Origin of the sequence: Mesorhizobium sp. M7A.F.Ca.US.011.01.1.1, from assembly GCF_003998295.1 — a bacterium.
GTDB lineage: Bacteria > Pseudomonadota > Alphaproteobacteria > Rhizobiales > Rhizobiaceae > Mesorhizobium.
The window spans coordinates 216559-238030 of record NZ_RZRT01000003.1 but is presented as its reverse complement, the minus strand read 5'-3'; the positions used below and the strand labels follow the sequence as shown (position 1 = coordinate 238030).

Genomic DNA, 21472 nt, shown 5'->3' with positions numbered 1-21472 from the left:
AGACGTCCTCTCCCGACAATTCCACCGATCAATTCTATTGAATTCTGACCAATTCTTGCACGCGCGGATCGCGCTTGCCTCCTCGCACAACTCCTGCGAGATTCAACATTCGGCGCATCGGGGGGTGCGGCAGGGGAACCCCGTGCGAATGCTCGACCATGCTTGATCTAAAGACCGTTCTGGTTGTCACGTTCGCAACCGCAAGCCTGCAGGCCGTCACCTGGTTGTTTGTGTGGCTGGCGTGGCGCCGTCTCTATGAGTTGAAGTTTCTTGCGGCCGGCTTCGTCGCTATCGCGGCTGGGGTGCTGTTGATTCTCCTGCGCGGGGAGCAGCCGGCGGCCTGGGCCATCGTGCTCCACAACACGATCATCAAGCTGGGCCTGGTGCTGCTGGCCGAGGGTCTGGCGCGCTTTCTGGGGCAGCCACGCTATACCTGGATCAGCATTTCACTGCTGATTTTCCAAATTGTCGTGTGGAGTGCCGTCCTCGCGATTGATCCGGGCGACATTGCTATCCGCATTCACGCATCGACCTTCTTTACGGTCGTCATGATGTCGGTGATGTGTCTTGGGCTGATGCGGGACCGGACGCAACCATCCCTCCTGCGCTGGATCACGATCGGTGTGCTTGCCGAGTATATCGCGGCCAGCGTTCTCCAGAGCATCATCGAATACCGGCTGCCGGTCGATTTTCAAGGCGCCTCGGTTCTGGCCGACCGCAACGCTTGGTATCTGCTGCAGGGTGCGCTGTTCCTGATCGCTTTTTTCGGCTGCCTGCTGTTCATGGTCAGTTCGCGGCTGTCCTCCGCGCTGCTCGAGAAAAACATCGCCCTGTCGCGGGAGGTACGGGAACGACGACGGCTGGAAAGCCGGTTGAACGCGAGCCTGGCGGCCGAACGCGTGCTTCGCGACGAGCAGGCGGACTTCATGCGCGTCGTCAGCCACGAGTTTCGCACCCCGCTCGCCATCATCCGCAACGCGGTCGACATGATCGGCCTTGTCGGCAACAAGTCGCCCGAAGCGACACGAGAACGGATCGCCGGCATTGGCGAGGCGCTCGATCGCCTGTTTTCCCTGATCGACCGCTTCATGGCCAATGACCGCGACAGCGGGTTTCAGCCGGAGACGATACGCGTCGGTTTGCTTATTGCCGATGTGCGGCTGCATTTCGGGATGACCGGGCGCGGCGAGCGCCTGATCTTTACGGCCGATGACGACGCGGTTTCGCTTGTCGCCGATCCCGAGATGCTGGCGACCGTCCTGATCAACCTCATCGACAACGCGCTCAAATATTCGTCAGAGGACCAGCCAGTCGATATCGATGTGCGCAGCGATGGTCGAAGTGTGGTCATTCGGGTCCGTGACCGTGGTATCGGCATTCCACAGGCCGAGCTTCACAAGATCGGCAGGCGCTTCTTCCGGGCCTCCAATACGATGGCGGGAACCGGAACCGGGCTCGGCCTCTATTCTTCGCGCAAATTGCTGGCCTATCACGGCGGCAAGCTGCAGTTGCTCGCCAACGACGACCAGGGCATTACGTCGATCGTCAGCCTGCCTCTGGCAGGCGAGGCAACGGATCGACTTTCGCCGCAGGAACTGACCGCATGACGCATATTCTGATCGTCGAGGACGAGCCCCGGCTGCGCAAGGATCTGGCGGATTTCCTGGAACTGACGGGCTTCACGGCCGAAGGCGTCGCGACCGCAGCGGAATTGCGCCAGACGCTAGCCAACGGCAGTTCGCCCGCTGTCATCATCCTCGATGTCGGGCTGCCCGATGGGAATGGGTTCGATCTGGCAACCGAAATCCGCAAATCACATGCCTGCGGCATCATCATGCTGACGGCGCTCGGTGACAGCGACGACCGTATCCGTGGCTTTGAGAGCGGCGCCGACATCTACCTGGTCAAGCACAGCACGCTGCGCGAGATCGACGCCGCAATTCGCAGCCTGCTGCGACGGACGGGAGCCCCGCCCGACTCTGCGAACGGCAGCAGCGATCAGTGGGTGCTGGACGGTACGAACTGGATGCTGATTGCGCCCAATCACCGTTCGCTTAAACTGACGGCGGCCGAGTTCGCCTTCATGAACGTGCTCTGCAACCGTAGCGGTGAAATCTGCCAGCGCGAGGATCTGGTGGAGCTTGTCGCCCGTCCCAGGTCGAACTTCGACAACAGGCATCTCGACGCCGTCGTCAGCCGGCTACGGCGCAAACTGGAGGAACACATCAGCTTGCCGGCGCCGATCAAGGTCGTCTATGGCGTTGGCTATATCTTCACGGCGGCCGCCGCCGTGCAATGAACGTCTGCTCAACGGCCGCTTCCAGACCGAAGCATCGACTCACGGCGCGAGCAGGACCTCGATGCGCAGCCTGCAATGTCCGCTCTCAGGAAGCCGCCATGCCCGCCCCAGTGACCGCGATTGCAGCCATTCGCAACCTGGACAATGACGCTCACCGTTGGCTCGATAGCAGAACACCAGCAGCTACTCCTCGCCCTGCTTCTGCGCGATGATATCGAGCCGCTCGCGGTCGGAGCGTTCGCGTTCGTCGCGGTTGCGTACGTCCTTGTAGGCGCGCTCGACCATGTTGGTGCGGGCGGTCGCCGCGGCGATGAGGTTGGCTTCCTGCCTGGCGCTCGCCAGGTTCGCTTCCTGGCGCACGACCGCCTGGGCAATGCGGCGATGGTAGAGATCGGGAAACAGGGCGGAGAGCGAATCGGCCTGGTCGAAATGGCCGACCAGTTCCTTGGCCTCGGCCTCGGCGGCACTGGCCGCCGCAAGGAAGGTGGCGTGGCGGGTTTCGTGCAGCGCCTTCAGCTGTTCCTGCACCTTGACCAGCTTCTTGAGGCGGTCCTTGCGCGTGCTCATTTCTACCTCGCCAATGTCAGGTCGACGAAGCCGTCGACGAACAGCGACAGCATGGTGCCGACGGCGAAATAGAAGATGATCATGCCTCCGGCGATGATGAAGGGCTGGGAGATGAAATAGATGGGGATCTGCGGGGTCAGCTTGTTGACGAAGCCGATCGTCAGATTGACGAGAATGGCATAGGCGACGAACGGGCTGCCGAGGCGGATGACCAGGAAGAAGGTGTCCGACACCGTGTCGGTGACATCGACAAGGGCTGCCTGTGGGTTGAAGAAGATGTTGACCGGCGCGACCGTGTAGGAGGAAACCAGCGCGCGTATTATCTCGTGGTCGAAATCGAAGACGAACAGCATCAAAAGCGCCGAGAACGAGATGATGGCGGCAAGGGCTGCCTGGGGTTCGGGCTCCTCGATCGCCGGTCCGCCGCTGCCGCCATAGCCCACCAGCATGGCGATGGCCGAGCCCATGAAGCGCAGGGCTTCCATGTAGAGCCTGGTCATGGCGCCGATCAGGCCGCCGACCAGAAGTTCCGAGATGATCATCGGCACCAGGATCTGCGGGCGCGGGTCGACGAAAGGAAAGATCTTGTCCCACAGGAAGGCGAGCAGGCCGCCGGTGGCGGCGACCGCCACGAACAGCCTGACCTGGACCGGGACGCGGGCGCTGGAGAGGCCCGGCATCAGCATGAAACAGGCGCCGATGCGGCAGAAGGCGAGGAACGCCGCGATGACGACGCCTTGCGACAGCACGCTCACGATATGGTTCCGAGCACCTTGATCTCGACGCCCTTGGCGATTTCAACATGGCTGAGCACCGGCAGCGTGGTGAACAGGCGCTCGATGATCATGCGCACATAGGGGCGGGCGTCGGGCGCGGTGACGAGGACGAAACGCTCGCCGGCTTCCAGATATTTCTTGATCGCCTTGGTCGCGTCCTGGCCGAACTCCTCGAGCTGGCGCGGGTCGATGTCGAATTCGCGCACCTCGCCCTTGGCGTCGCGTTTGAGACTCTGGTGGAAGGCGAGGTCCCAGCGGTTGCCGAGGCGAAGCACCTTCAGCACGCCGCCCTCGGAGAGGTCGCCGCAGATCTGCTGGGCCATGCGGATGCGGACATGCTCGACGATCTGCTCGGTGCGGCGCACATGCGGCGCGATCTCGGCGATCGCCTCGATGATCAGGTGCAGATTGCGGATCGAGACGCGCTCAGCCAGCAGCAGCTTCAGCACCGCCTGCAGGCCGGGATAGGAGATGTGCGTGGTGCAGATCTCGTCGGCGAGCTTGCGGTATTCCTGGTCCTGGCGTTCGAGCAAGGCCTTCATGTCCTTATAGGACAGAAGCTGCGGCAGGTTGTTGCGGATGACCTCGGAGAGATGGGTGAGCAACACCGACATATTGTCGGCGAAGGTGTAGTTCTCGCGCTTCAGATCCTCGACAAAGGCTTCGACGACGGAATAGGCGCGCATGCCGAAGGCCGGCTCACGGATTTCCTCGCCCGGTATCTCGGGGACGTCGCGGTTGCCGAGCAGCACCATGATCTCGCCGACACGCATCTGATACTCGGCCACCACGGTGCCGTGCACCTTGATCTGGTAGCTCTTCGGCGGGATGGCGAAATCGTCGGCGACACGCACTTCCGGCACCACGAAGCCGTACTGGGTGGCGAATTTCTTGCGCATCTTGCCCATGCGAAAAACCAGTTCCTGATGCGACGTCAGCAGCCTTGTCGACAGCTGCTTGCCTATCAGAAGCTCGATCTCGGCGGTGGCGAGCGAGGCCTTGACCGAGTTCTTCTCCTCCTCGACCTTGGTCGCCTTTTCCTGGTCCTTGATCGCCTCGGCTTCGGCGACGGCGCGGTTGGCGCGCATCGGGATGACGTAGCCGAGGCCGGCCATGCCGGCGGCCAGCGCAAAGAACGGGAACAGCGGCAGGCCGGGCATCAGGCCGAGCAGGACCAGCAGCGATGCCGCGACATAGAGCGCGCGTGGGTGGGCGCCGAGTTGGCCGAACACCGCCTGGTTGGTCGAGCCGCGGGTGCCGCCCTTGGAGACGAGCAGGCCGGCGGCGAGCGACACGATCAGTGCCGGGATCTGGGTGACGAGGCCGTCGCCGACCGACAGCTTGATGAACACGTCGGCGGCTTCGCCCATGCCCATGCCGTGCCTGATGTAGCCGATGGCAATGCCGCCGACGATGTTGATGGCGGTGATGATGAGGCCGGCGATGGCGTCGCCGCGCACGAATTTCGAGGCGCCGTCCATTGAGCCGAAGAAAGAAGATTCCTCTTCCAGTTCACGGCGGCGCAGCTGCGCGGTCTTGTCGTCGATCATGCCGGCGGAGAGGTCGGCGTCGATCGACATCTGCTTGCCGGGGATGGCATCGAGGGTGAAGCGCGCGCCGACTTCGGCGATACGCGTGGCGCCCTTGGTGATGACGATGAAGTTCACCACGATCAGGATCATGAAGACGATCAGGCCGATGACGAAGTCGCTGGCCATCACCAGCTTGGAGAAGCCGGCGATGACATAGCCGGCGGCATGCGTGCCCTCATTGCCATGCGACAGGATCATGCGCGTGGTGGCGATGTTGAGCGACAGCCGCAGCATGGTGGCGATCAGCAGCACGGTCGGGAACGACGAGAAATCGAGCGGCCGCTGGATCCACAGCGCCACCATCAGGATCAGCACCGAAAGCGCGATCGAGAAGGCGAGGCCGATGTCGATGAGAAAGGCCGGAATCGGCAGGAACAGCACGGCCAGGATGATGACGATGCCGATGGCGAAGAAGACGTCGCGGCCGTTCTTGGCCACCGCGCCGGGCTGAATGCTTTCGCTGATCGCCATATCGTCCTCAAACCCCATAGACTGTCGAGCGCGCGCGACAGCCCTGTGAGGGTAGCCCGCCAAGCTTGCGCGAGGGTGGGAGACTGGCTACTGCGCCTTGGTCCGCGTCTTCGAAAGGAATCGCATGCTGCTGATCATTGGCACAATCCGCCTGCCGCCCGATAAGCTTGAGGAGGCAAAGCCCGCCATGCAGCGGATGGTTTCCGGCAGCCGCGCGGAACCCGGCTGTCTCGAATATTCCTATGCGCAGGATGTTTTCGATGCCGGGCTCATCCGGGTCACGGAAGTCTGGAGTGACAGGGCAGCGCTTGACGCGCATTTCCGCTCGCCGCACATTGCGGACTGGCGTGCGAGCTGGCCGGCGCTTGGCATAGGCGAGCGCAACCTCGTGCTCTATGAAGCCGGCGTGCCCATGCCGACCTGAACGGTCCGCCAGCCGATCGATATCGCGCCCGCTGTCGCCAATGTGGTGTCTGTCGGCATAGTGGTTGCCATGCCGTGCCGCCGGGCGTATCAGGCTGGCTTTCCACTGCCTTTCGATATCGGCGAGCCGCCCCGGTGCTTTCCAGAAACCACAGCGAAGTCTACGCCCGCCGGCTGCGCGCGGTGCTGGTCAGGTCATTGCCTCTGCTCGAGGCACGCGGCATCGTGGTGGTCATCCTCGCAGGTGTCGTAGGCGTGATGGCTGGCATATTGGTCACGGCGATGAGCCAGATCGTGCAGGACCTGCACGGGCTGCTGTTCGGCGTTCAGCCAGGCGGCCGGCTTTCCGGCATGTTCTCGCTCGCCAATCCGATGCAGGCGCTGATACCGGCAATCGGCGGCATGCTGCTGGGGCTGACGGTGGTCTGGCTCAGGATACGGAAATTCCGCACGCCGATCGACCCGATCGAAGCCAATGCGCTCTATGGCGGGCGCATGTCGCTGACCGACACCTTCATCATCGCCGGCCAGACGATGATCTCCAGCGGTTTTGGCGCCTCGGTCGGGCTGGAAGCCGGCTATACGCAGGTTGGCTCCGGGCTGGCATCGCGGCTGGCGGGCATCTTCAGGCTGCGCCGCAACGATGTCCGCATCCTGGTCGGCTGTGGTGCGGCCGGCGCCATCGCCGCCGCCTTCGATGCACCGCTGACCGGCGCCTTCTACGGCTTCGAATTGGTCATCGGCATCTACTCTGTCGCCAATGTCGCGCCGGTCTTGACAGCCGCGATCTGCGCCTCGCTGACCGCCGAAATGTTCGGTAGCGTGCCGTTTCCGCTCGAGCTTTCGGGCCTGCCGGCGCTCACCGCCAGCCAGTATGTGCCGTTCCTGCTGCTCGGCCTGCTCGGCGGTGCCGCCTCGATCGCCATCATGCATCTGGTGACGCTGATCGAACGTGGTTTTGCCAGACTGTCGATCGATGCGGCGCTGCGCCCCGTCATCGGTGGCGTCATCGTCGGGCTGCTGGGTCTTATCACCCCGCAAGTGCTGTCCAGCGGCCATGGCGCGCTGCATCGCGAATTCTCGATGAATTACGGGCTGGCCGTGGTGGCGAGCGTCTTCGTGCTCAAGCTGACGGCGTCGGCGGTGTCGCTGGGGTCGGGTTTTCGCGGCGGATTGTTCTTCGCCTCGCTGTTCCTCGGCGCGCTGCTCGGCAAGGCATTCGCGGATGTGATGATTGTCGTCTCGCCGGCAACCGGCATCGACCCTGCCGTTGCCGCCGTCGTCGGCATGACGTCGCTCGCAGTCGGTGTCGTCGGCGGTCCGCTGACGATGACCTTCCTGGCGCTGGAATCGACCCGCGACCTGACGCTGACCGGCGTTGTGCTGGCGGCCTCGATCATGTCGGCGATCCTGGTGCGCGAGACCTTCGGCTACTCGTTCTCGACATGGCGCTTCCATTTGCGCGGCGAGACCATCCGCAGCGCCCACGATGTTGGCTGGATGCGCAGCCTCACAGTCGGCTCGATGATGCGCAAGGACATCAAGACCATCTATGCCTCGACGACGCTGGCAGCCTTCCGCAAGCAAGTGCCGCTCGGCTCTGCCCAGCGCGTCATCGCCGTCGACGCGGGAGACCACTATGTCGGCGTGCTGATCGTAGCCGAACTGCACAGCGATCCTTCCGGCGGCGAGGTCCCGGTGCGCGATCTTGCCAAATACAAGGACGCGGTGCTGGTGCCGAGCATGAACGTGCAGGCCGCCGCGGAAACATTCCAGCGGGCGGGCGCCGAAGAACTCGCTGTCGTCGAGGATTTCACCGACCACATTGTGCTGGGCCTGTTGACCGAAGGCCATCTGATGCGGCGCTATGCCGAGGAACTCGACAAGGCGCGCCGGGACCTGTCGGGCGAGGGGTGACGGGAGGGCCAAGCGGGGTGCCTGCGGCAGGGGGCGCGGTTGCGGAGCCCTAATGCTCGATCGGTCCCTTGGCCATCACCAGGGCCGTGCCGGCGGTGGTCGGGCGCTCGATCATGCGTCGCACCCGCGGCGGTTCGTCGCCGCTGTGCAGGGCCCGCACGCGTTCGCCGATGACAGCGTCGGCATGGGTGATGCGTCCATTGTGCCTGATATATTCGATCCAGGTCGGCGTGTGATAATGCTCGATCCATACGGTGGGATTCTCGAGATCGCGCGCCAGCGTCCAGTTGCGGGCGCCGTCACGACGGCGGATGCGGCCGCGTTCGGCCATGATGGCGAGGAACTCCGGTTCGTCCTCGTGCCGGATCACATACTCGATCATGATGGCGATGGGACCACTGCGCGGCTTCAGGTCAAGCGCAAGGTGCGGTTCCTTGAAGCGATTGAGCGGGTCGAGGTTGAGCACCTGCTGTTGCGGCAGCGGGAGCAAAAGACCGATGGCGCCGCCGGCCAGCATGGCGACGCTGGCTGCGATCAGCGCGGTTTCGGCGCCGTGCGCATCGGCGACGACACCCCAGATCCAGCTGCCGAGCGCGATGCCGCCGAAAGTCGCGGTCTGGTAGACCGACAGCACCCGGCCGACCACCCAGCGCGGCGTCGCCATCTGCACCGTGACGTTGAAATGCGAAAGCGCGATCACCCAGCAGGCGCCGCCGACAAGCAGGCCGAGCGACGTCTGCCAGGCATGCTGGCTGACGGCGGCATTGAAGGCGCAGACAGCGAAGCCGGCAAAAGCACAGCGCACCATCGTCTCGCTGGACAGCAACTGCCGCAGCCTGACGCTGATCAAGGCGCCGCCGACCGCGCCGATGCCGAAGGCGCCGAGCATGATGCCATAGGTCAGCGCATCGCCCTTGACGACATCGCGCGCCACCAGAGGCAGCAACGCAAGCACAGCGCCTGCACTGAAGCCGAACGCAGCACCTCTGACCAGCACCTTGCCGATGTTGGGCGACATGGCGACATAGCGCAGGCCGGCGCCCATGGCGGCCCCCAGCGATTCGCGCGGCAAGGTCGATTCCGGCACGTCCGGCTTCCAGCGCGCCAGCACGACGATCAGGCCGATATAGCTCACCGCATTCGCCGCGAAGGCGGCCGCCGCACCGGCCGCGGCGACGATGATGCCGCCGATCGCCGGACCGACGCTGCGTGTCAGATTGAAACCCAGGGAATTGAGCGCGACGGCCGCCGGCACCTTGTTGCGGGGGACGATGTCGCCGACGGAGGCCTGCCATGACGGGTTGTTGAGCGCCGTGCCGCTGTCGATCAGGAAGGTGAAGGCGAGCAGCGTCCACGGCGTGATCAGGCCTGAATAGGTGAACAGGGTCAGAAGCACCGACACCGCCAGCATGAAGGTCTGGGCGACCAGCATCACCTTGCGCCGGTCGAAACTGTCGGCGATGGCGCCGGCGACGAGTGCAAACAGCATGATCGGCAAGGTGGTCGAAGCCTGGACCAAGGCCACCTGATAGGGCGAGGTGGCGATCGTGGTCATCATCCAGGCGGCGCCGACACCCTGGATCAAGCCACCGAAATTCGAGACGAGACTTGCGCCCCACACGGCTCGGAAAATGCCGTGACGGAAGGGCGCCAGCGCCGAGACGCTCTCGCTGTCCGGCTTTTCGTCAATCATTTGGGTTCCTGCCATGTCGTGCCTGCTCGTCAGACAATCCGTTTGCGCAGACCGTTTGCCGAAAGTAGGGCATGGCGCCGCAAAGGGCAAAAAAGCTCATGGTCCAACAATGGGATAGAGGCGGTCCAGGCCTTGTCTGCCGTGGATCCGGAGGTGCCGCTGGGATCAGTGGCGTCTGGCTTCAGACAGGGTGAACGGCATGTCGCGGGCACACCTTCCTGGAACAGGTTCAGAACCCGTTCTGGATGCGCTCGAAGATGACGTTGGTGAAGGCCGATATCTGGCTGCCGATGAAGGGGCCGGTCAACGCCACCACCAGCATGATGGCGACGATCTTCGGCACGAATGTCAAGGTGATCTCCTGCACCTGCGTCAGCGCCTGGATGAGGGCGATGCCGATGCCGACCGCCATGGCGACCAGCACCACCGGAGCGGACGCGACGAGCACCGTCCACACCGCGTACTGGACGATGTCGAGAGCGTCGGCCTCATTCATGGGACTGCTCTCTGCCGAAAGCGTCAGCTAGCTGCCTTGACCGAAACTCCCGGACCGACCGCGACTTCGGTGCCGTTCTGCAGCACGGCGATGAGACCGTTGCTGGCGAGGCGCACCGAAGCCACGGTGCCCGTCGTCAGGCCGTCGGCGGAGGTGATCGAGCGCCCGATCAGTGCGTCGGCCTGCGACAGCGCCGAGGACTGCATGATCTGATTGAGCTTGGTGTTGGTCTGCACCGACTGCTCGACCTGAGAGAAGGTGGCGAGCTGGGCGACATATTGCGTCGAATCCATCGGCTTGGTCGGATCCTGGTTCTTCATCTCGGCGATCAGAAGCTTCAGGAAGGACTGGTAGTCGACCGCTGTCTTCGAGGTCGACGCCGTGGCCTGATTGGCGCCTGTCGGAATCGTCGTCGTCATGTCCACGTTCATCAGTATCGTGCTCCCACGGCCAGCGGGCGCTCGGCACCCGAAACATCGTCATTACCACCCAGCGCGCGGCGTTCGAGCGGATAAAGCGCGCGGATCGCCTTCAGCGCCTCGTAGATATGATCCTCGCCGACCATGCGGTCGATCTGTTTCAGCGCGCTGCAGATCTGGGTGTCCTCGAAGCTTTCCAGAAGCAGCGGCAGCGAACGGCGGAACATGTCGCGCGCGGCGGCGGCGCCCGCCGGGTTCATCAGCATGACCTGCAGGATGAAATAGAGCTGCTTGAGCGGTGTCGAGGCATCGTCGGCCTGAATCACGTGGCTTTCGAGCAGGAACTGGACGTCGTTCATCAATTCGACAGTGACCTTGCGGTCGACCCGGATGACGGCGCCGTTGATGTAGATCTTTTCGTTCGGCTTGAGCGATATCTTCAGCGTGTTGGTCATTGAATGCCGTCCCTGATGATCTGGGACACCTCGATCAACCCTTCGAAATTGTTGGTGCGGCCCTGACGGATGTCCTCCGCCTCGCGCAGCAGCCACAGGCCGATGGAAATGAGGTTGGCGCGCAGTTCCTTGGGCAGGGCGTTGTCGCTGGAGCCAAGATCCTCGACGAAGGCGGTCCAGACGCGGTTGGTGAAGTGAAGCGCCTCGATCGCCTCCATCGAATCGTGGCCGGCCGCAGCTGCCGCCGCGAGCATGTCGATCGAGCGGGTCAGAAGCTCCCGCTCGCGGTCCTTCGCGTCGGCAACGGAGTTGCTCTGGATGTCGGCGTAGGAGAATTGGTACATCGTTGGGGCTCTACCGTTCCGTTAAGCGTTGTCAGGTCAGGTAATTCAACAGGCTGAGCTGCTGCAGGCGTGCGGTCAACGCGAAAGACGTTTCGATGTGCTGTGTCAGGTCCGCGACCCGTGTCGCGGCTTCAGCCGGATCGACGGCTTCCAGATCGAGAATGTGCCGTTCGAAAAGGTCGACCTGCGTTTTCATCCGATCGTTGGCATCGGAAACCCGCTTCTGGACGATGCCGGTCTCGGATTGAAGCTGGCCAATGCCGCTCAGCGCTTCGCCAACCAGTGTGGTGGAGCGGCTGACAACCGTATTCTTCGCCGCCTGGCTGATGTTGCTGGACATCAGGCTGCTGACCATGGCTGCGGCCATGGCGAGTTTCTGAATGCCATCGCTGTTGGCGCTGGTCGAAGTCGGTGTGGTTTCGTTGAGTGCGATGCGGCTGACGATCTGCTGGTCGGTGGCGTTCGACCAGTTGCCTTGCCAACCCGCACCGGTGAACTGCGGCGCGACATCATTGGTGATGAAATCGTCTATCTGGGCAGCCGTGATGTTGGCCGCTGCCGGGTCGTCCTGGGTGAAACCGAAATTGGTGAGGAAAGCGGTATCGAATGCAGCCTTGGCAGGAGAGCCGGCAGCGGTGAAATCGTTGATCGGCTTGACGTCTGTGTTGGTGCCGGCAAACAGATATTCACCATTGACGCTGGTGTTGAGGATCGAGGTCAGCTGCTGGATGGTCGCCTTGCCGGAGTCCCGGGTGAGGCTGTTGGACGAGTCGCTCGAGGAAGCGGTGGTCAGGGCGGACAGAAAGGTCTGCGCGGCGGTGGAGAGCTGTCCAAGCGAGGTCTGCGTCGAGGAAAGCCGTGCGCCGACAAGGCCGTTGGAATCGATGATGACGTTGAGCCGGTCAAGGTCGCGCTGAAAGGTGACGGCCTGGGTGGTGCGCCCACCGAGAGCCAGGCCGACGTCGGCGACCCGGCCCGTCGAGGATTCTTTGGTGGCTTTGACGAGTTCGGCCTGCATGCGCATCTGCTGGGAGCGCATGGCATTGGAGATTGCGGCCGAGGAGACTGAAGTCATGGAATTATCCCACCGCGTTGAGCAAGGCCGTCAACATGTCGTCGACGGTTTTCATCATCCGGGCCGATGCCTGGTAGGTGTGTTCGAGGTCGAGCAGCAGCGACATTTCCTGGTCGACATTGACCCCGGTCGCGTTGGACAGCGCCTCGGCGCTGCGCGATGCCAGTGCTTCCTTGGCGTCGGAGGCGGTCGAAGCCTGCTGGCGCACGCTCTCGAACCAACCGATCGAACTGGCGGCGTAGTCGGATACGCTGGAGGTTGCCGAAACGCCGGCGGCGGGGTCGAAAGTCATCGGCTGGTCGAGCCGGTCGCCATAGGCAACGAGAAGGGTGGAATAGGATGCGCCGCCGCCCGTGTTGGCGACATAGGCCGCACCGTTGGCGCCGCCGTCGCGCAGCAGCGTCGGGTTGCCGCCGGTGCTCGGGTCCATCGCTGCATTGACGCTGATGGACGCGGCAAGGCCGGTGACCAGCGTGCCGGCGGCCGGCACGGCCGGCGCTCCCGACCAGGTGAACAGGCCGGCGGCATTGGCCATCGAGGGTGCGGTCTCGGCAAAGGCGGTGATCAGGCCACGCGCCGTCTCGTCGAGCTGGCTCTGCATGGTCGAGGCGACGCCGTCGCGCAATTGCAGCAAGCCGGCAAGCGTGCCGCTGGCGCTGGTGTTGCCGCCGGCTCCCGCCGAGATCGGCACGTTGTCGATGTAAACGGCATTGCCGGCGGCACCCGCGGTATAGCCTGCCGACGCCGCGAAGGTGACCGTGCGCGGTATCGTCTCGAACAAAGTCGTGCCGTCACCGGTGGTGATGACCATGTCATTGTCGCCTCGCGTGAAGGTCGACACCGGGACATAGTTCGAAATCTTCTTCAAAAGTGCGTCGCGCTGGTCGAGCGCATCGGAAACGTCGGTGCCGGAACGGGTTCCGGACATGACCGCCGTGTTGGCATCCTGGAACTGGCTGAGCAGCGAGTTCAGGTCATCGACGGCGGTGGCGATCTGGCCGTCGGTCTGGGTGCGGAAATCCTGGACTGCCCTGGAGCCCTCATTGAGCGAGCGCACGACCTGCTTGGCGGCGTCGATGACCGAGGCGCCGAGGTTTTGGTTCGACGGCGAGGTGGCGTAGAGTTGGAGCGCCTGCTGCAGGTCGGCGATCGCGGTCGAGGGCGAGGACGCATTGTCGACGCCATTGACCGCAACGCCCAGCTGATCCATGCCGCTGTAGACCGCGCTCTGGCCGCTCCAGGCCGACAGCGCGCCGAGATTCTGGCGAAACAAAAGCTCGTTGGCTGCGCGCTGGATATCGACCGAACGCGCGCCCGGCGCCGTGCTGGTGACGACGGCCTGGCGTCGCGAATAGTCCGGGTTGGAGGCGTCGGCGACGTTGCGCGAGACAACGCTGGTCTGTCGCGCGGTGTTCATAAGCGCCGACTGGGCGATACTCAATGCGGTAGACAGTGACATGCGGGTCTTTCGCGGGCGACGCCCGTCTTATCTCTTCAGGTTGACAAGGACGTCCATCAGATCGGAACCGGTCTGGAAGACTTTCGAATTGGCGGTGTAGCTGCGCTGTGCCGCGATCATGTTGGTCAGTTCTTCGGCGATATCGACGTTGGAATTCTCGAGCGCGCCGGAGATGATGGAGCCGAGCTTGCCTTCATTGGCAAAGCCGACACGAACCGCACCGGACTCGGTGCCCTGCGAATAGACGTTGCCAGGCAGCGCCTTGAGCTGGTCCGGGCTCTGTACGTCGGCGAGCGGGATCTTGTAGAGCGGCTTGGTGGAGCCGTCTTTGTACTGGGCGTAGATGGTGCCGTCCTTGCTGATCTGGACCTTGTCGATGGTGCTCGGCGCGTTGCCGTTGACCTGGGCGTCGGAAACCGTGAAGCCGGTGCCAAGCTGGGTCAGCGCAGACAGATCGAGCGAAAAGGCGGCGCCGTTGGGCACGGTGAGGGAGACGCTGTCGACGGCGCCGGTGAGCTTGCCAGTGGTGGTGTCGAAGGTCAGGTTGGCCGAGCCAAGCGCGCCGCCGGTATAAGGGAATGCTGTTCCGGCGGTGGCCTTCGACTGGTCGAAGACCGAAACCTGCCAGGTGCCGGCGCCGGTGTTGGTGAAATAGACGTCGAGCAGCTTCTTGTTGCCGAGATTATCGTAGGCAACCATCGAGGATTTCGAGGTGTACTGCGCGCCGACGGCATTTGTGGTGGGCAGATTACCCGCCGCGACCGGTGTCGCGCCCGCCGGCAGGTTGCCGGCATAGGTACCCTCGGTGCTCGGCGTTGCGGTCATTCCCTGGTCGGAGATGACAACGGGAACCAGTCCCTCAAAACCATTGACCGTCGCTGCCGGCACGCCATTCTCGTAGCTGTAGGCCATCAGCTGGAAGCCGGCCGAATTGACCAGCCTGCCCTGCCCATCGGGAACGAAGGCGCCGGCGCGGGTCAGGTAAGGGGTGCCGCTCGGATCCTGAACGACAAAGAAGCCATCGCCGCTGACGGCAAGGTCGGAAACCGAGGTCGTGTATTGAAGCACACCCGGATCGCTGACCGCCTGACGGATCGTCGTGGTGACGCCGCCGGAATTGTAGGCACCGCCGGTCGACGGCATGACCAGCGTCGAGAATTCGGCGGAGGAGCGCTTGTAGCCGGTGGTGTCGGAATTGGCGATGTTGTCGGCGACCGTCGATAGGCGGTTTGCCTGGGCGTTCATGCCGGAAACGCCGGTCCGCATCATTCCGTAGAGGCTCATCGAAACGTCTCCGCTGTGTCCATGCTGCTGGCTACGAGGCTACGCATGTTTTCTTGCGCGAGGCTGGCGCAGCGCTGCATCAGAAGACGAGCCGGTAGCCGAGGAAACGCTTGGAATCGATCGGGTCGGTGCCCAGCTTCTCGCGCAGCTTCTTGCGCAGTTTGCTGATGTGGCTTTCCACCACGTTCTCTTCGACCTCTTCGTCGAAGATGCCGTAGATGGCGTTGAAAACCTGGGTCTTGGTGACGCGGCGCCCGCGATTGCTCGCCAGATATTCGAGGATGCGGCGCTCGCGGCGCGGCAGGGGGAGGGGCTGACCGTCGATCTCGGGGTCGCGACCGTCCATGAAGATGCGCATGGCGCCGATCTCGGTGTAGGCGACGTCTTCCTGGGCGCGGCGGCGGATCGCGGTGATGCGGGCCAGGATCTCGCGGATATGGACGGGCTTGCGAATGACGTCGTCGACGCCGCTCTCGAACAACCGCAGCGTGTTCTCCAGGGAATGCTGTTCGCTGAGCGCAATCACCGGAGCGCCGGTGCGGTCGCGGATCTGGCGCGGAGAGATGGAACCCTCGCGACAATCGCCGATGAGGAAGGCCCTGACCGAGCGCAGATCGGTGTCGGCGGCCGAATTCACCCACTCACCGAATTCGCCGGATGCAAAGCCTGCACAGGCGATGCCCTCACGATCGAAAAGTGAATTGTATCCCTCTGTTACGAGCTCGCGCTCGTCAACGATCACAATCATCGGCCCCGCCTTCCGAATCAAATCATTTGCCCCGTGAAGAGAGGCGTATCCGCTGGCGGGAATCCTGAACAACCGTCATTTCTTGTAGCTAGTTTCTTGGGAGTCTGGAATCGTATCGGTTGCATTAGCGTGCAACCAGATATGCTTTCGGTGGCAAGCTCTGACCAAGTCCAGCCAACAATTCCGGGTTGTACGGTTTGTCTATTAGAAGCGGGAAATGCGCTTACGGGTTGCAGAAGCCACGGGCGTTCGCGGTCCATTTTCCAAAGCCGGTGGCGACCATGTTGGCAATGACGCGGCAGACATAGATCTTCTGCGCCGGGTCGTTGTCGGGACCGGCATGATAGCGGGCCACGGCCATCGACCAGGTCTCGTGGCGGGCATGGAGGCTGGCCAGGAAGCGCGCCGCATAGTCGACGTTCTGGCGTGGGTCGAGCATGTCCTCGACGCTGCGAAAATGCGATGCATGGTAGTGGTGGTTGATCTGCATGCAGCCCAGATCTATCAGGGTTTTGCCCTCGCGCCGGGCATTGGCGAAGGCGGCAAGGGCCTCGGTCCGGCTCCTTGGAAAGACTGCTTTTCCTTCTATATTCAAGGCGTTGGGTTGAAGGCTGCCCTTGTTTCCGGTCTCCGTCAAGCCAACGGCATAGAGGATGCCGGCGGGCACGCCATAACGATCGGCGGCGCGCAGGATCTCCGGCTCGCATGGGTTGGCCGCGGCTGCGGCGGCGTTTGCCGCGCTAGATAAAGATATCACCGCCAGCGCGCTCGCGAGCAGGCGAAGTGCCGCGGCCGTAGTCCTGCGCGTCATCGTTGCGTTTCCCTGAGGATTGCCGGCCCGGTTGCTGGCCGCCGGCTCCACCATTGCCGCTGCCCGAATTCCCCGGTTGGAAGGATGCTGGATCGCGGCCTGTTGCCGCCGCCAAAGGAGCGGTTGCATCCGTCCGGGTTGTAGCGGGAACTGCTACCGAAGGTTGCAGTATCGTGACCTTGTCAACTTCGAAGCCGAGCCCGCGCAGCGACTTGACGATGGCCTCGCTGTCGGCCGACAGCCGACGATAGGCGTCGTGCGTTTCAGGCTTCAGCTCAATCGAAAGCTGTTCCCCGGAGAGGCGAAGATTGGCCGTCACCATGCCGAGTTCGGCGGGGTGGAGTTCGATCTTCAACACATGTGTCGGAACGGCAACAGAGCTGGCCAGATGGGTGGTCGTGGGTGAGGCTGAAAGCGCTTTTTGCGGCCCGGCGTCGGCGGCTATGGCGTTGATCACATTGAGGGCCGCCTGGCTGATGGGACTCTGCGGCGGTGCGGGGAAACTCCGTTCCGACACCACGTCGATGCGCGCAGTGGACAGGGACTGTTTTCCCGCTTCTGGACGCATCGAGGACTGGACATCCTCGATGCTCTTCATCGCATTCGCGGCGGGCTTCGACCGCACGCCGGGCACATCGGCAGCCGGCGCGTCCGACAGCTTCTGGGCCGCCGCTGCGGCGTCGCGTTTTGGCGCGCTGGAGGCAGCGCTCGGCGACTGACCGTCAAGCGCCGTCAAAGGTCCGTCGACGATCGACGCCTGCTCCGGCTTCGACATGGTTTCGAGTGCTTCGCGTCCGCCCGCGGCTTTTGGCCGGTAGGTCTTTGGCAGTGAAGCCTGCCCATCGAGCGCCGGGTCCGACGGATTCTCGCCGGTGGCCGTATTGCCCCCGGCTGCCTTGGCCGTTGTCGCGAAATGCCGCAGGTCATGAAACGCCATCAGCAGCGGCAGGTCGTCCTGAAGCGGCCCGGCATCCGGCGCCGTCTCTTCAGCGTCGGCCTTCGCGTTTGCTTCCAAATCGTCCTTGCCGGTTTTCACGTTTGCCACTTTGGCCGAGATGGTCCTTCGGGGCTCGGCCGATGCCGGTTCGGCCTTGGCGTCATGCCCGGCAAGGCCGGCAGCGAGCTTGCTCCAGCGCTGGTCGCGCGATCCCGCCTCTGTTGACGGCTGCCGTTCCGGGCGGGCAGCACCGGCATCGTCGCGCAGCATCTTGCCGAAGCCGGCGTCATCGTTCCTGCCGTTCGCGGCCGGCTGCTCCGACGTCGCGCGCGTGGAGGCAAATCCTGGCAAGGCCGAGCCGAGGCTGGTGGTCATTTTGGGGCGGCTCCAAGCATCTGGTCGATGAGGTCGAGCTGTCGACGTGTTCTGGTCATGGCGGCGTCGGTCGGATCGGCGGGCTCTTCACCGGCTGCGGGCGACAGTGCCGACGCCGGCATGACAGTCGCAGGCTCGGCGGATACCGCTGCTGCCATGTCCGGCGCATTGGCGGCTGGTCCGCCGGAGGCCGCGGTGACGGCGGGTTGCTCCGAGATGGCGCCTTCGACCGGTGGCAGGCCACTGTCATCGGCGCCTTGCGCCGTGGCGATCTCGGGCACCGGCTGCGCCGCGGCGGCAGGAACTGGGGCAGGCTTTTCCGCCGGAAGGGCGGTGGGCGGCGCGACGACCTCGCCGGCAATGGCCTGCGCGGCGTCGAGCAAAGCGCGGTCGCCCTCCGACAGCCGGCTGCGGTCGATCTTGCCGAGCTTGGCACGAACGTCCTCGATTGTACCCGAGGTGACGGTGGAAAGGCTGGCATAGAGCAGGGCGCGTGGATCGTCCTGATTGGCGTTGCCGTCGCGGCCCTGTTCCGCCCGCGCCGAAGCGAAGGCCGACAAGTCGTTCAGGCCGTCTATCGCGGCCCGGCGGGCGATGCGCAGATAGATCACCTTCTCGCGCTCGGGATCCATCATCGAGGTGATGTCGCCCAGCTTGTCCTGGCTGATCGACATGTGCAGCGTGATGACGCCGGAGACGAAGGAGTCGGCGAACTGGCTGGCATAGGGCGAATAGAGATAGCGCTCGACATATTGGGTGGAAGCAAGGGCGAAGCGTGCCGCGTTGCCTTGCGCGACTGCAAGGCCAACCGAACGGCGAAGTGCCGCTTCCTCGACCAGCGTGCCGGGGCTGAGCAATCTTGCCTCGTCGAGCAGACGGAGTGCGGTCGCCGGTTGATCGCCGGCAAGCAGTGAGCCTTTGACCAGGGCGAGGAAGGCGCCGAGATCCGGAGGCAGCGTCATGGGATCGATCGGCCTCAAGGCTTCGATAGCCTCGCCGGGCCGGCCGTTGAGGTAATCAATCACGCCTTTGGCGATGGCAAGGCTTTGCGGGTCCGTCGTGGCGCGCGACGTGGCCGCTTCGACGGTCACCGGGTTGCCGCCGCTCATGCCGTAGACAAGCAGGGCCCGAAAGTTCTTGGGATCCTTGTAGTCCTCGGCATTCGCCGCGCGCAGGCGCGCATCCGCCATCTCCAGCAGCTTGGCTTGCATCGGCAGGGCGGCATGATCGCCGGCGGCTATGCGGTCCTGGATGAGTTGCAGCGAGCGCACCAACTGATACGGCTGCAGCGTATCCTGGGCGAAACCGGTCGACGGGTGTCCGCCGGCCAGCAGCAACAGGCCAATCAACCGGCGGGTGACGGCCGCTCGCTTCATCCGCCGGTCGCCATCAGGATCTCGATGCGGCGGTTCGCGGCCGCCAATGGATCGGCTGCTATTTTCGGCTGGCGGTCGGCGAAGCCGGCGACCTCGGTGATGCGGCGTTCGTCGACGCCGCCGCGCACCAGCATGTAATAGGCGGAATGCGCGCGTGCCGTCGACAGCCGCCAATTGTCGTAGCTGTCGCCGCGGAACGGCCGGGCGTCGGTGTGGCCGTTGATGCTGATGGTGCCCTTCTGGCTGTTGATGATGCGGCCGATCTTCTCCATCGCCAGCACCAGTTCGCGTCTCGGCAATGCCGAGCCGACCTCGAACATGCCGAAGTCGAGCTGATCGGTGATCGAGATGACGACCCCCTTGTCGGTGGCTTCGACCGAGACGCCGTCGTGCAGCTTGTCGCCGGGCTTGAAGGCATCGGCCAGCTGCCGCTTGACGTCGGCCGCTGCCTTGACGGCAGCCGCGGTTGGCGCCTTCTCGCCGACGTCGGGCTTGGTGGCGTTTTGCGTCTCAGCTTTCGCTCCGCCCGCGACCGTGGTGCCGTCCGGTTTGGTCTCGCCGGCCATTGCCGTGGCAGGGTTCGCGGCCTGCTTGCCGGTCGCGTCCTTAGCCAGCGGCTCGAGCGGTGCGGCGACAGGCGGCACGGCTTTGACTTTGAGCACTTGCGTTTCGGCGGTCTTGTCGCCGGGCTTGGCCGGATCGCCCTCGATCTTGGTGCGCTCGGCGCTGGCCTCGGCGCCGGGCGCCGCGACCTGCTGCGACCAGAAATCCGGCTCGAAGGGATCGCGGTAGGAGGCGCCACCGGAGGCGCCGGTAGCCGGTCCGGCTGCCTGCACGCCGCCGTCGCCTTTCTGGCTGACATTCTGCATGACGCCGGTGTCGGTGGCGATTTCCGAAAGCACCGCGTAGGGGTCGGCGAAGAGATGATCGTCGGTGCGTTCCGCCTGCTGCGGCTCCTGCTTGTCCTGCTTGCGGTCCGACGCGCCCGCGCCGGCATTGCCATTCTGTCCGGCTTTGCTGGTCGCCTCTTGCGGATCGTCTGCCGTCAGCCCCATGGCGCGCGGGCCGTCACCGAGATCCTCCAGGCCCTTGCGGCTCGAATTTCGGTCGACCAGCTTGACCGGGTTGAAGTAGCTGGCGACGGCTGCCTTGGTCTGCTCGTTGGCGGCGTTGATCAGCCACATGACCAGGAAGAAGCACATCATGGCCGTCATGAAGTCGGCGAAGGCGATCTTCCAGACGCCGCCATGGTGGGCTTCGTCATGGTCGTCATGGCTGCGCCGCACGATGATGATCTCGTGGCGGCCGTGGTCGGCGTCTGCGACGCTCATGCCAGGACCTCCGAGAGGACCGTCGACCATTCGGCCATGCGCGTCTCGAACACCGCCTCGTCGATGGCGACGGTCAGGTCGAAGCCTGGCGCCTCGACAAAATCGAGATTGGCGGCGCGGGGTCCGAGCGACGCCTTCAGTGTTTCGAACATCGAGAGAGGGCCGCGCACGACGATACGCACCGCTTCGGCATCGCCGACCGCTTCGCGGATGGCGCCGGCCAATGCCTCGATCGAACGTTTCTGCAGATCGTCGCTGACGATGCTGCCGATGATGCGGGCGACCGTGGCGGCGACAAGTCCGGTCACGCGCGCCTCCATCGCATCGATGCGCAACGAGACCGCCTTGCCGACATCGTCGCCGAGGCTTTCGAGAAATATCCTTGCTTCCTCGGCATTGGCCTGGCGTTCGGCTTCGAGCGCGGCGTCATGCGCAGCCGACAGGCGGACCTCCAGCGCTGCCTCCGCCTGGGCAACCGCCTCGGCGATCAGCGTGCCGATATCGGCCTGCGGCGCCGGCGTCTCGGGCTTGTGGTCGGGACCGACTGCTGCCCGGGGCTGGCCGGCGCGTTGCGCGCGCGTCCCGAAATCGGGCAGAAGGTCGAAGAGGGCTACGGAGGGCATG

Annotated in this window: 21 protein-coding genes; 4 read left to right on the top strand and 17 right to left on the bottom strand. The window is 64.0% G+C overall.

Translation table 11 applies throughout. The features are described from left to right. Positions 1-158: 158 nt before the first annotated feature. Positions 159-1607, top strand: a complete 1449-nt coding sequence (locus tag EOA13_RS05865) for a HAMP domain-containing sensor histidine kinase (RefSeq protein WP_127290450.1) — start codon at positions 159-161, stop codon at positions 1605-1607. After that, on the top strand, positions 1604-2299 hold the full coding sequence (locus tag EOA13_RS05860) for a response regulator transcription factor (protein WP_127290448.1): 696 nt from the start codon (positions 1604-1606) through the stop codon (positions 2297-2299). Before EOA13_RS05865 ends, EOA13_RS05860 begins: the two co-directional genes overlap by 4 nt. A 183-nt stretch (positions 2300-2482) precedes the next feature. Here EOA13_RS05860 and EOA13_RS05855 read toward each other — a convergent pair whose 3' ends face one another. The 3 genes from EOA13_RS05855 to flhA are packed head-to-tail and all read right to left on the bottom strand — an operon-like array spanning position 2483 to position 5705. Continuing rightward, positions 2483-2866 carry a hypothetical protein gene (locus EOA13_RS05855; protein WP_127290446.1) on the bottom strand — a complete coding sequence of 128 codons (384 nt, stop codon included), beginning with the start codon at positions 2864-2866 and terminating at the stop codon, positions 2483-2485. A 2-nt stretch (positions 2867-2868) separates the two neighbouring features. Then, positions 2869-3621: a flagellar biosynthetic protein FliR gene (fliR, locus tag EOA13_RS05850; RefSeq protein ID WP_127290444.1), complete on the bottom strand. Its 753-nt coding sequence runs from the start codon at positions 3619-3621 to the stop codon at positions 2869-2871. Beyond that, positions 3618-5705 carry a flagellar biosynthesis protein FlhA gene (flhA, locus tag EOA13_RS05845; RefSeq protein ID WP_127290442.1) on the bottom strand — a complete coding sequence of 696 codons (2088 nt, stop codon included), beginning with the start codon at positions 5703-5705 and terminating at the stop codon, positions 3618-3620. The genes fliR and flhA overlap by 4 nt, the downstream gene beginning before the upstream one ends. Before the next feature lie 124 nt (positions 5706-5829). Here flhA and EOA13_RS05840 point away from each other — a divergent pair, with 124 nt between their 5' ends. Together EOA13_RS05840 and EOA13_RS05835 are read left to right on the top strand one after the other, a co-directional pair. Next, on the top strand, positions 5830-6129 hold the full coding sequence (locus tag EOA13_RS05840) for a putative quinol monooxygenase (RefSeq protein ID WP_127290440.1): 300 nt from the start codon (positions 5830-5832) through the stop codon (positions 6127-6129). Positions 6130-6263: 134 nt separating this feature from the next. Beyond that, positions 6264-8045, top strand: coding sequence for a chloride channel protein (locus EOA13_RS05835; RefSeq protein ID WP_127290438.1), 1782 nt, complete (start codon positions 6264-6266; stop codon positions 8043-8045). A gap of 49 nt (positions 8046-8094) precedes the next feature. Here EOA13_RS05835 and EOA13_RS05830 read toward each other — a convergent pair whose 3' ends face one another. The 14 genes from EOA13_RS05830 to EOA13_RS05765 all read right to left on the bottom strand — a co-directional run bounded on the left by EOA13_RS05830 (position 8095) and on the right by EOA13_RS05765 (position 21471). Next, positions 8095-9738: an MFS transporter gene (locus EOA13_RS05830; protein WP_127290436.1), complete on the bottom strand. Its 1644-nt coding sequence runs from the start codon at positions 9736-9738 to the stop codon at positions 8095-8097. A 229-nt stretch (positions 9739-9967) separates the two neighbouring features. Continuing rightward, on the bottom strand, positions 9968-10234 hold the full coding sequence (gene fliQ / locus EOA13_RS05825) for a flagellar biosynthesis protein FliQ (protein WP_023810020.1): 267 nt from the start codon (positions 10232-10234) through the stop codon (positions 9968-9970). Positions 10235-10257: 23 nt separating this feature from the next. Next, positions 10258-10665: a flagellar hook assembly protein FlgD gene (gene flgD, locus EOA13_RS05820; protein WP_013529774.1), complete on the bottom strand. Its 408-nt coding sequence runs from the start codon at positions 10663-10665 to the stop codon at positions 10258-10260. Next, complete coding sequence (gene flbT, locus EOA13_RS05815) at positions 10665-11108, bottom strand: flagellar biosynthesis repressor FlbT (RefSeq protein WP_127290434.1); 444 nt, start codon at positions 11106-11108, stop codon at positions 10665-10667. Before flbT ends, flgD begins: the two co-directional genes overlap by 1 nt. Then, positions 11105-11452 carry a flagellar biosynthesis regulator FlaF gene (flaF, locus tag EOA13_RS05810; protein WP_023810018.1) on the bottom strand — a complete coding sequence of 116 codons (348 nt, stop codon included), beginning with the start codon at positions 11450-11452 and terminating at the stop codon, positions 11105-11107. Before flaF ends, flbT begins: the two co-directional genes overlap by 4 nt. Before the next feature lie 31 nt (positions 11453-11483). Further along, positions 11484-12527 (bottom strand): flagellar hook-associated family protein, encoded by a 1044-nt coding sequence (locus EOA13_RS05805; protein ID WP_127290432.1) that lies wholly within the window; start codon positions 12525-12527, stop codon positions 11484-11486. Positions 12528-12531: 4 nt separating this feature from the next. After that, positions 12532-13986, bottom strand: a complete 1455-nt coding sequence (flgK, locus tag EOA13_RS05800; RefSeq protein ID WP_127290430.1) for a flagellar hook-associated protein FlgK — start codon at positions 13984-13986, stop codon at positions 12532-12534. Between the two features lie 27 nt (positions 13987-14013). Further along, positions 14014-15270 carry a flagellar hook protein FlgE gene (locus EOA13_RS05795; protein ID WP_127290428.1) on the bottom strand — a complete coding sequence of 419 codons (1257 nt, stop codon included), beginning with the start codon at positions 15268-15270 and terminating at the stop codon, positions 14014-14016. 79 nt (positions 15271-15349) lie between these two features. Beyond that, a complete protein-coding gene (locus EOA13_RS05790; protein ID WP_013529780.1) occupies positions 15350-16018 on the bottom strand; it encodes a response regulator transcription factor in 669 nt (222 codons plus the stop codon). A gap of 223 nt (positions 16019-16241) precedes the next feature. Next, positions 16242-16829, bottom strand: a complete 588-nt coding sequence (locus tag EOA13_RS05785; RefSeq protein ID WP_245490308.1) for a transglycosylase SLT domain-containing protein — start codon at positions 16827-16829, stop codon at positions 16242-16244. Beyond that, entirely contained in the window at positions 16759-18141 is a 1383-nt protein-coding gene (locus tag EOA13_RS05780) for a flagellar hook-length control protein FliK (RefSeq protein WP_127290426.1), read from the bottom strand. Before EOA13_RS05780 ends, EOA13_RS05785 begins: the two co-directional genes overlap by 71 nt. Further along, the gene (locus EOA13_RS05775; protein ID WP_127290424.1) at positions 18138-19517 is read right to left on the bottom strand and encodes a chemotaxis protein MotC; all 1380 of its coding nucleotides are present in this window, start codon (positions 19515-19517) and stop codon (positions 18138-18140) included. Before EOA13_RS05775 ends, EOA13_RS05780 begins: the two co-directional genes overlap by 4 nt. Continuing rightward, the gene (locus EOA13_RS05770) at positions 19514-20848 is read right to left on the bottom strand and encodes a MotB family protein (protein WP_127290422.1); all 1335 of its coding nucleotides are present in this window, start codon (positions 20846-20848) and stop codon (positions 19514-19516) included. The genes EOA13_RS05775 and EOA13_RS05770 overlap by 4 nt, the downstream gene beginning before the upstream one ends. After that, positions 20845-21471: a hypothetical protein gene (locus tag EOA13_RS05765; protein WP_127290420.1), complete on the bottom strand. Its 627-nt coding sequence runs from the start codon at positions 21469-21471 to the stop codon at positions 20845-20847. The genes EOA13_RS05770 and EOA13_RS05765 overlap by 4 nt, the downstream gene beginning before the upstream one ends. Between the last annotated feature and the right edge of the window lies 1 nt (position 21472).

What these genes read in the sequence shown, in the direction of transcription:
- EOA13_RS05865 (WP_127290450.1), top strand. Translation starts at nt 159, where the DNA reads ATGCTTGATCTAAAGACCGTTCTGGTTGTCACGTTCGCAACCGCAAGC.
- EOA13_RS05860 (WP_127290448.1), top strand. Translation starts at nt 1,604, where the DNA reads ATGACGCATATTCTGATCGTCGAGGACGAGCCCCGGCTGCGCAAGGAT.
- EOA13_RS05855 (WP_127290446.1), bottom strand. Translation starts at nt 2,866, where the DNA reads ATGAGCACGCGCAAGGACCGCCTCAAGAAGCTGGTCAAGGTGCAGGAA.
- flhA (WP_127290442.1), bottom strand. Translation starts at nt 5,705, where the DNA reads ATGGCGATCAGCGAAAGCATTCAGCCCGGCGCGGTGGCCAAGAACGGC.
- EOA13_RS05840 (WP_127290440.1), top strand. Translation starts at nt 5,830, where the DNA reads ATGCTGCTGATCATTGGCACAATCCGCCTGCCGCCCGATAAGCTTGAG.
- EOA13_RS05830 (WP_127290436.1), bottom strand. Translation starts at nt 9,738, where the DNA reads ATGATTGACGAAAAGCCGGACAGCGAGAGCGTCTCGGCGCTGGCGCCC.
- fliQ (WP_023810020.1), bottom strand. Translation starts at nt 10,234, where the DNA reads ATGAATGAGGCCGACGCTCTCGACATCGTCCAGTACGCGGTGTGGACG.
- flgD (WP_013529774.1), bottom strand. Translation starts at nt 10,665, where the DNA reads ATGAACGTGGACATGACGACGACGATTCCGACAGGCGCCAATCAGGCC.
- flbT (WP_127290434.1), bottom strand. Translation starts at nt 11,108, where the DNA reads ATGACCAACACGCTGAAGATATCGCTCAAGCCGAACGAAAAGATCTAC.
- flaF (WP_023810018.1), bottom strand. Translation starts at nt 11,452, where the DNA reads ATGTACCAATTCTCCTACGCCGACATCCAGAGCAACTCCGTTGCCGAC.
- EOA13_RS05805 (WP_127290432.1), bottom strand. Translation starts at nt 12,527, where the DNA reads ATGACTTCAGTCTCCTCGGCCGCAATCTCCAATGCCATGCGCTCCCAG.
- flgK (WP_127290430.1), bottom strand. Translation starts at nt 13,986, where the DNA reads ATGTCACTGTCTACCGCATTGAGTATCGCCCAGTCGGCGCTTATGAAC.
- EOA13_RS05795 (WP_127290428.1), bottom strand. Translation starts at nt 15,270, where the DNA reads ATGAGCCTCTACGGAATGATGCGGACCGGCGTTTCCGGCATGAACGCC.
- EOA13_RS05790 (WP_013529780.1), bottom strand. Translation starts at nt 16,018, where the DNA reads ATGATTGTGATCGTTGACGAGCGCGAGCTCGTAACAGAGGGATACAAT.
- EOA13_RS05785 (WP_245490308.1), bottom strand. Translation starts at nt 16,829, where the DNA reads ATGACGCGCAGGACTACGGCCGCGGCACTTCGCCTGCTCGCGAGCGCG.
- EOA13_RS05780 (WP_127290426.1), bottom strand. Translation starts at nt 18,141, where the DNA reads ATGACCACCAGCCTCGGCTCGGCCTTGCCAGGATTTGCCTCCACGCGC.
- EOA13_RS05775 (WP_127290424.1), bottom strand. Translation starts at nt 19,517, where the DNA reads ATGAAGCGAGCGGCCGTCACCCGCCGGTTGATTGGCCTGTTGCTGCTG.
- EOA13_RS05770 (WP_127290422.1), bottom strand. Translation starts at nt 20,848, where the DNA reads ATGAGCGTCGCAGACGCCGACCACGGCCGCCACGAGATCATCATCGTG.
- EOA13_RS05765 (WP_127290420.1), bottom strand. Translation starts at nt 21,471, where the DNA reads ATGCCCTCCGTAGCCCTCTTCGACCTTCTGCCCGATTTCGGGACGCGC.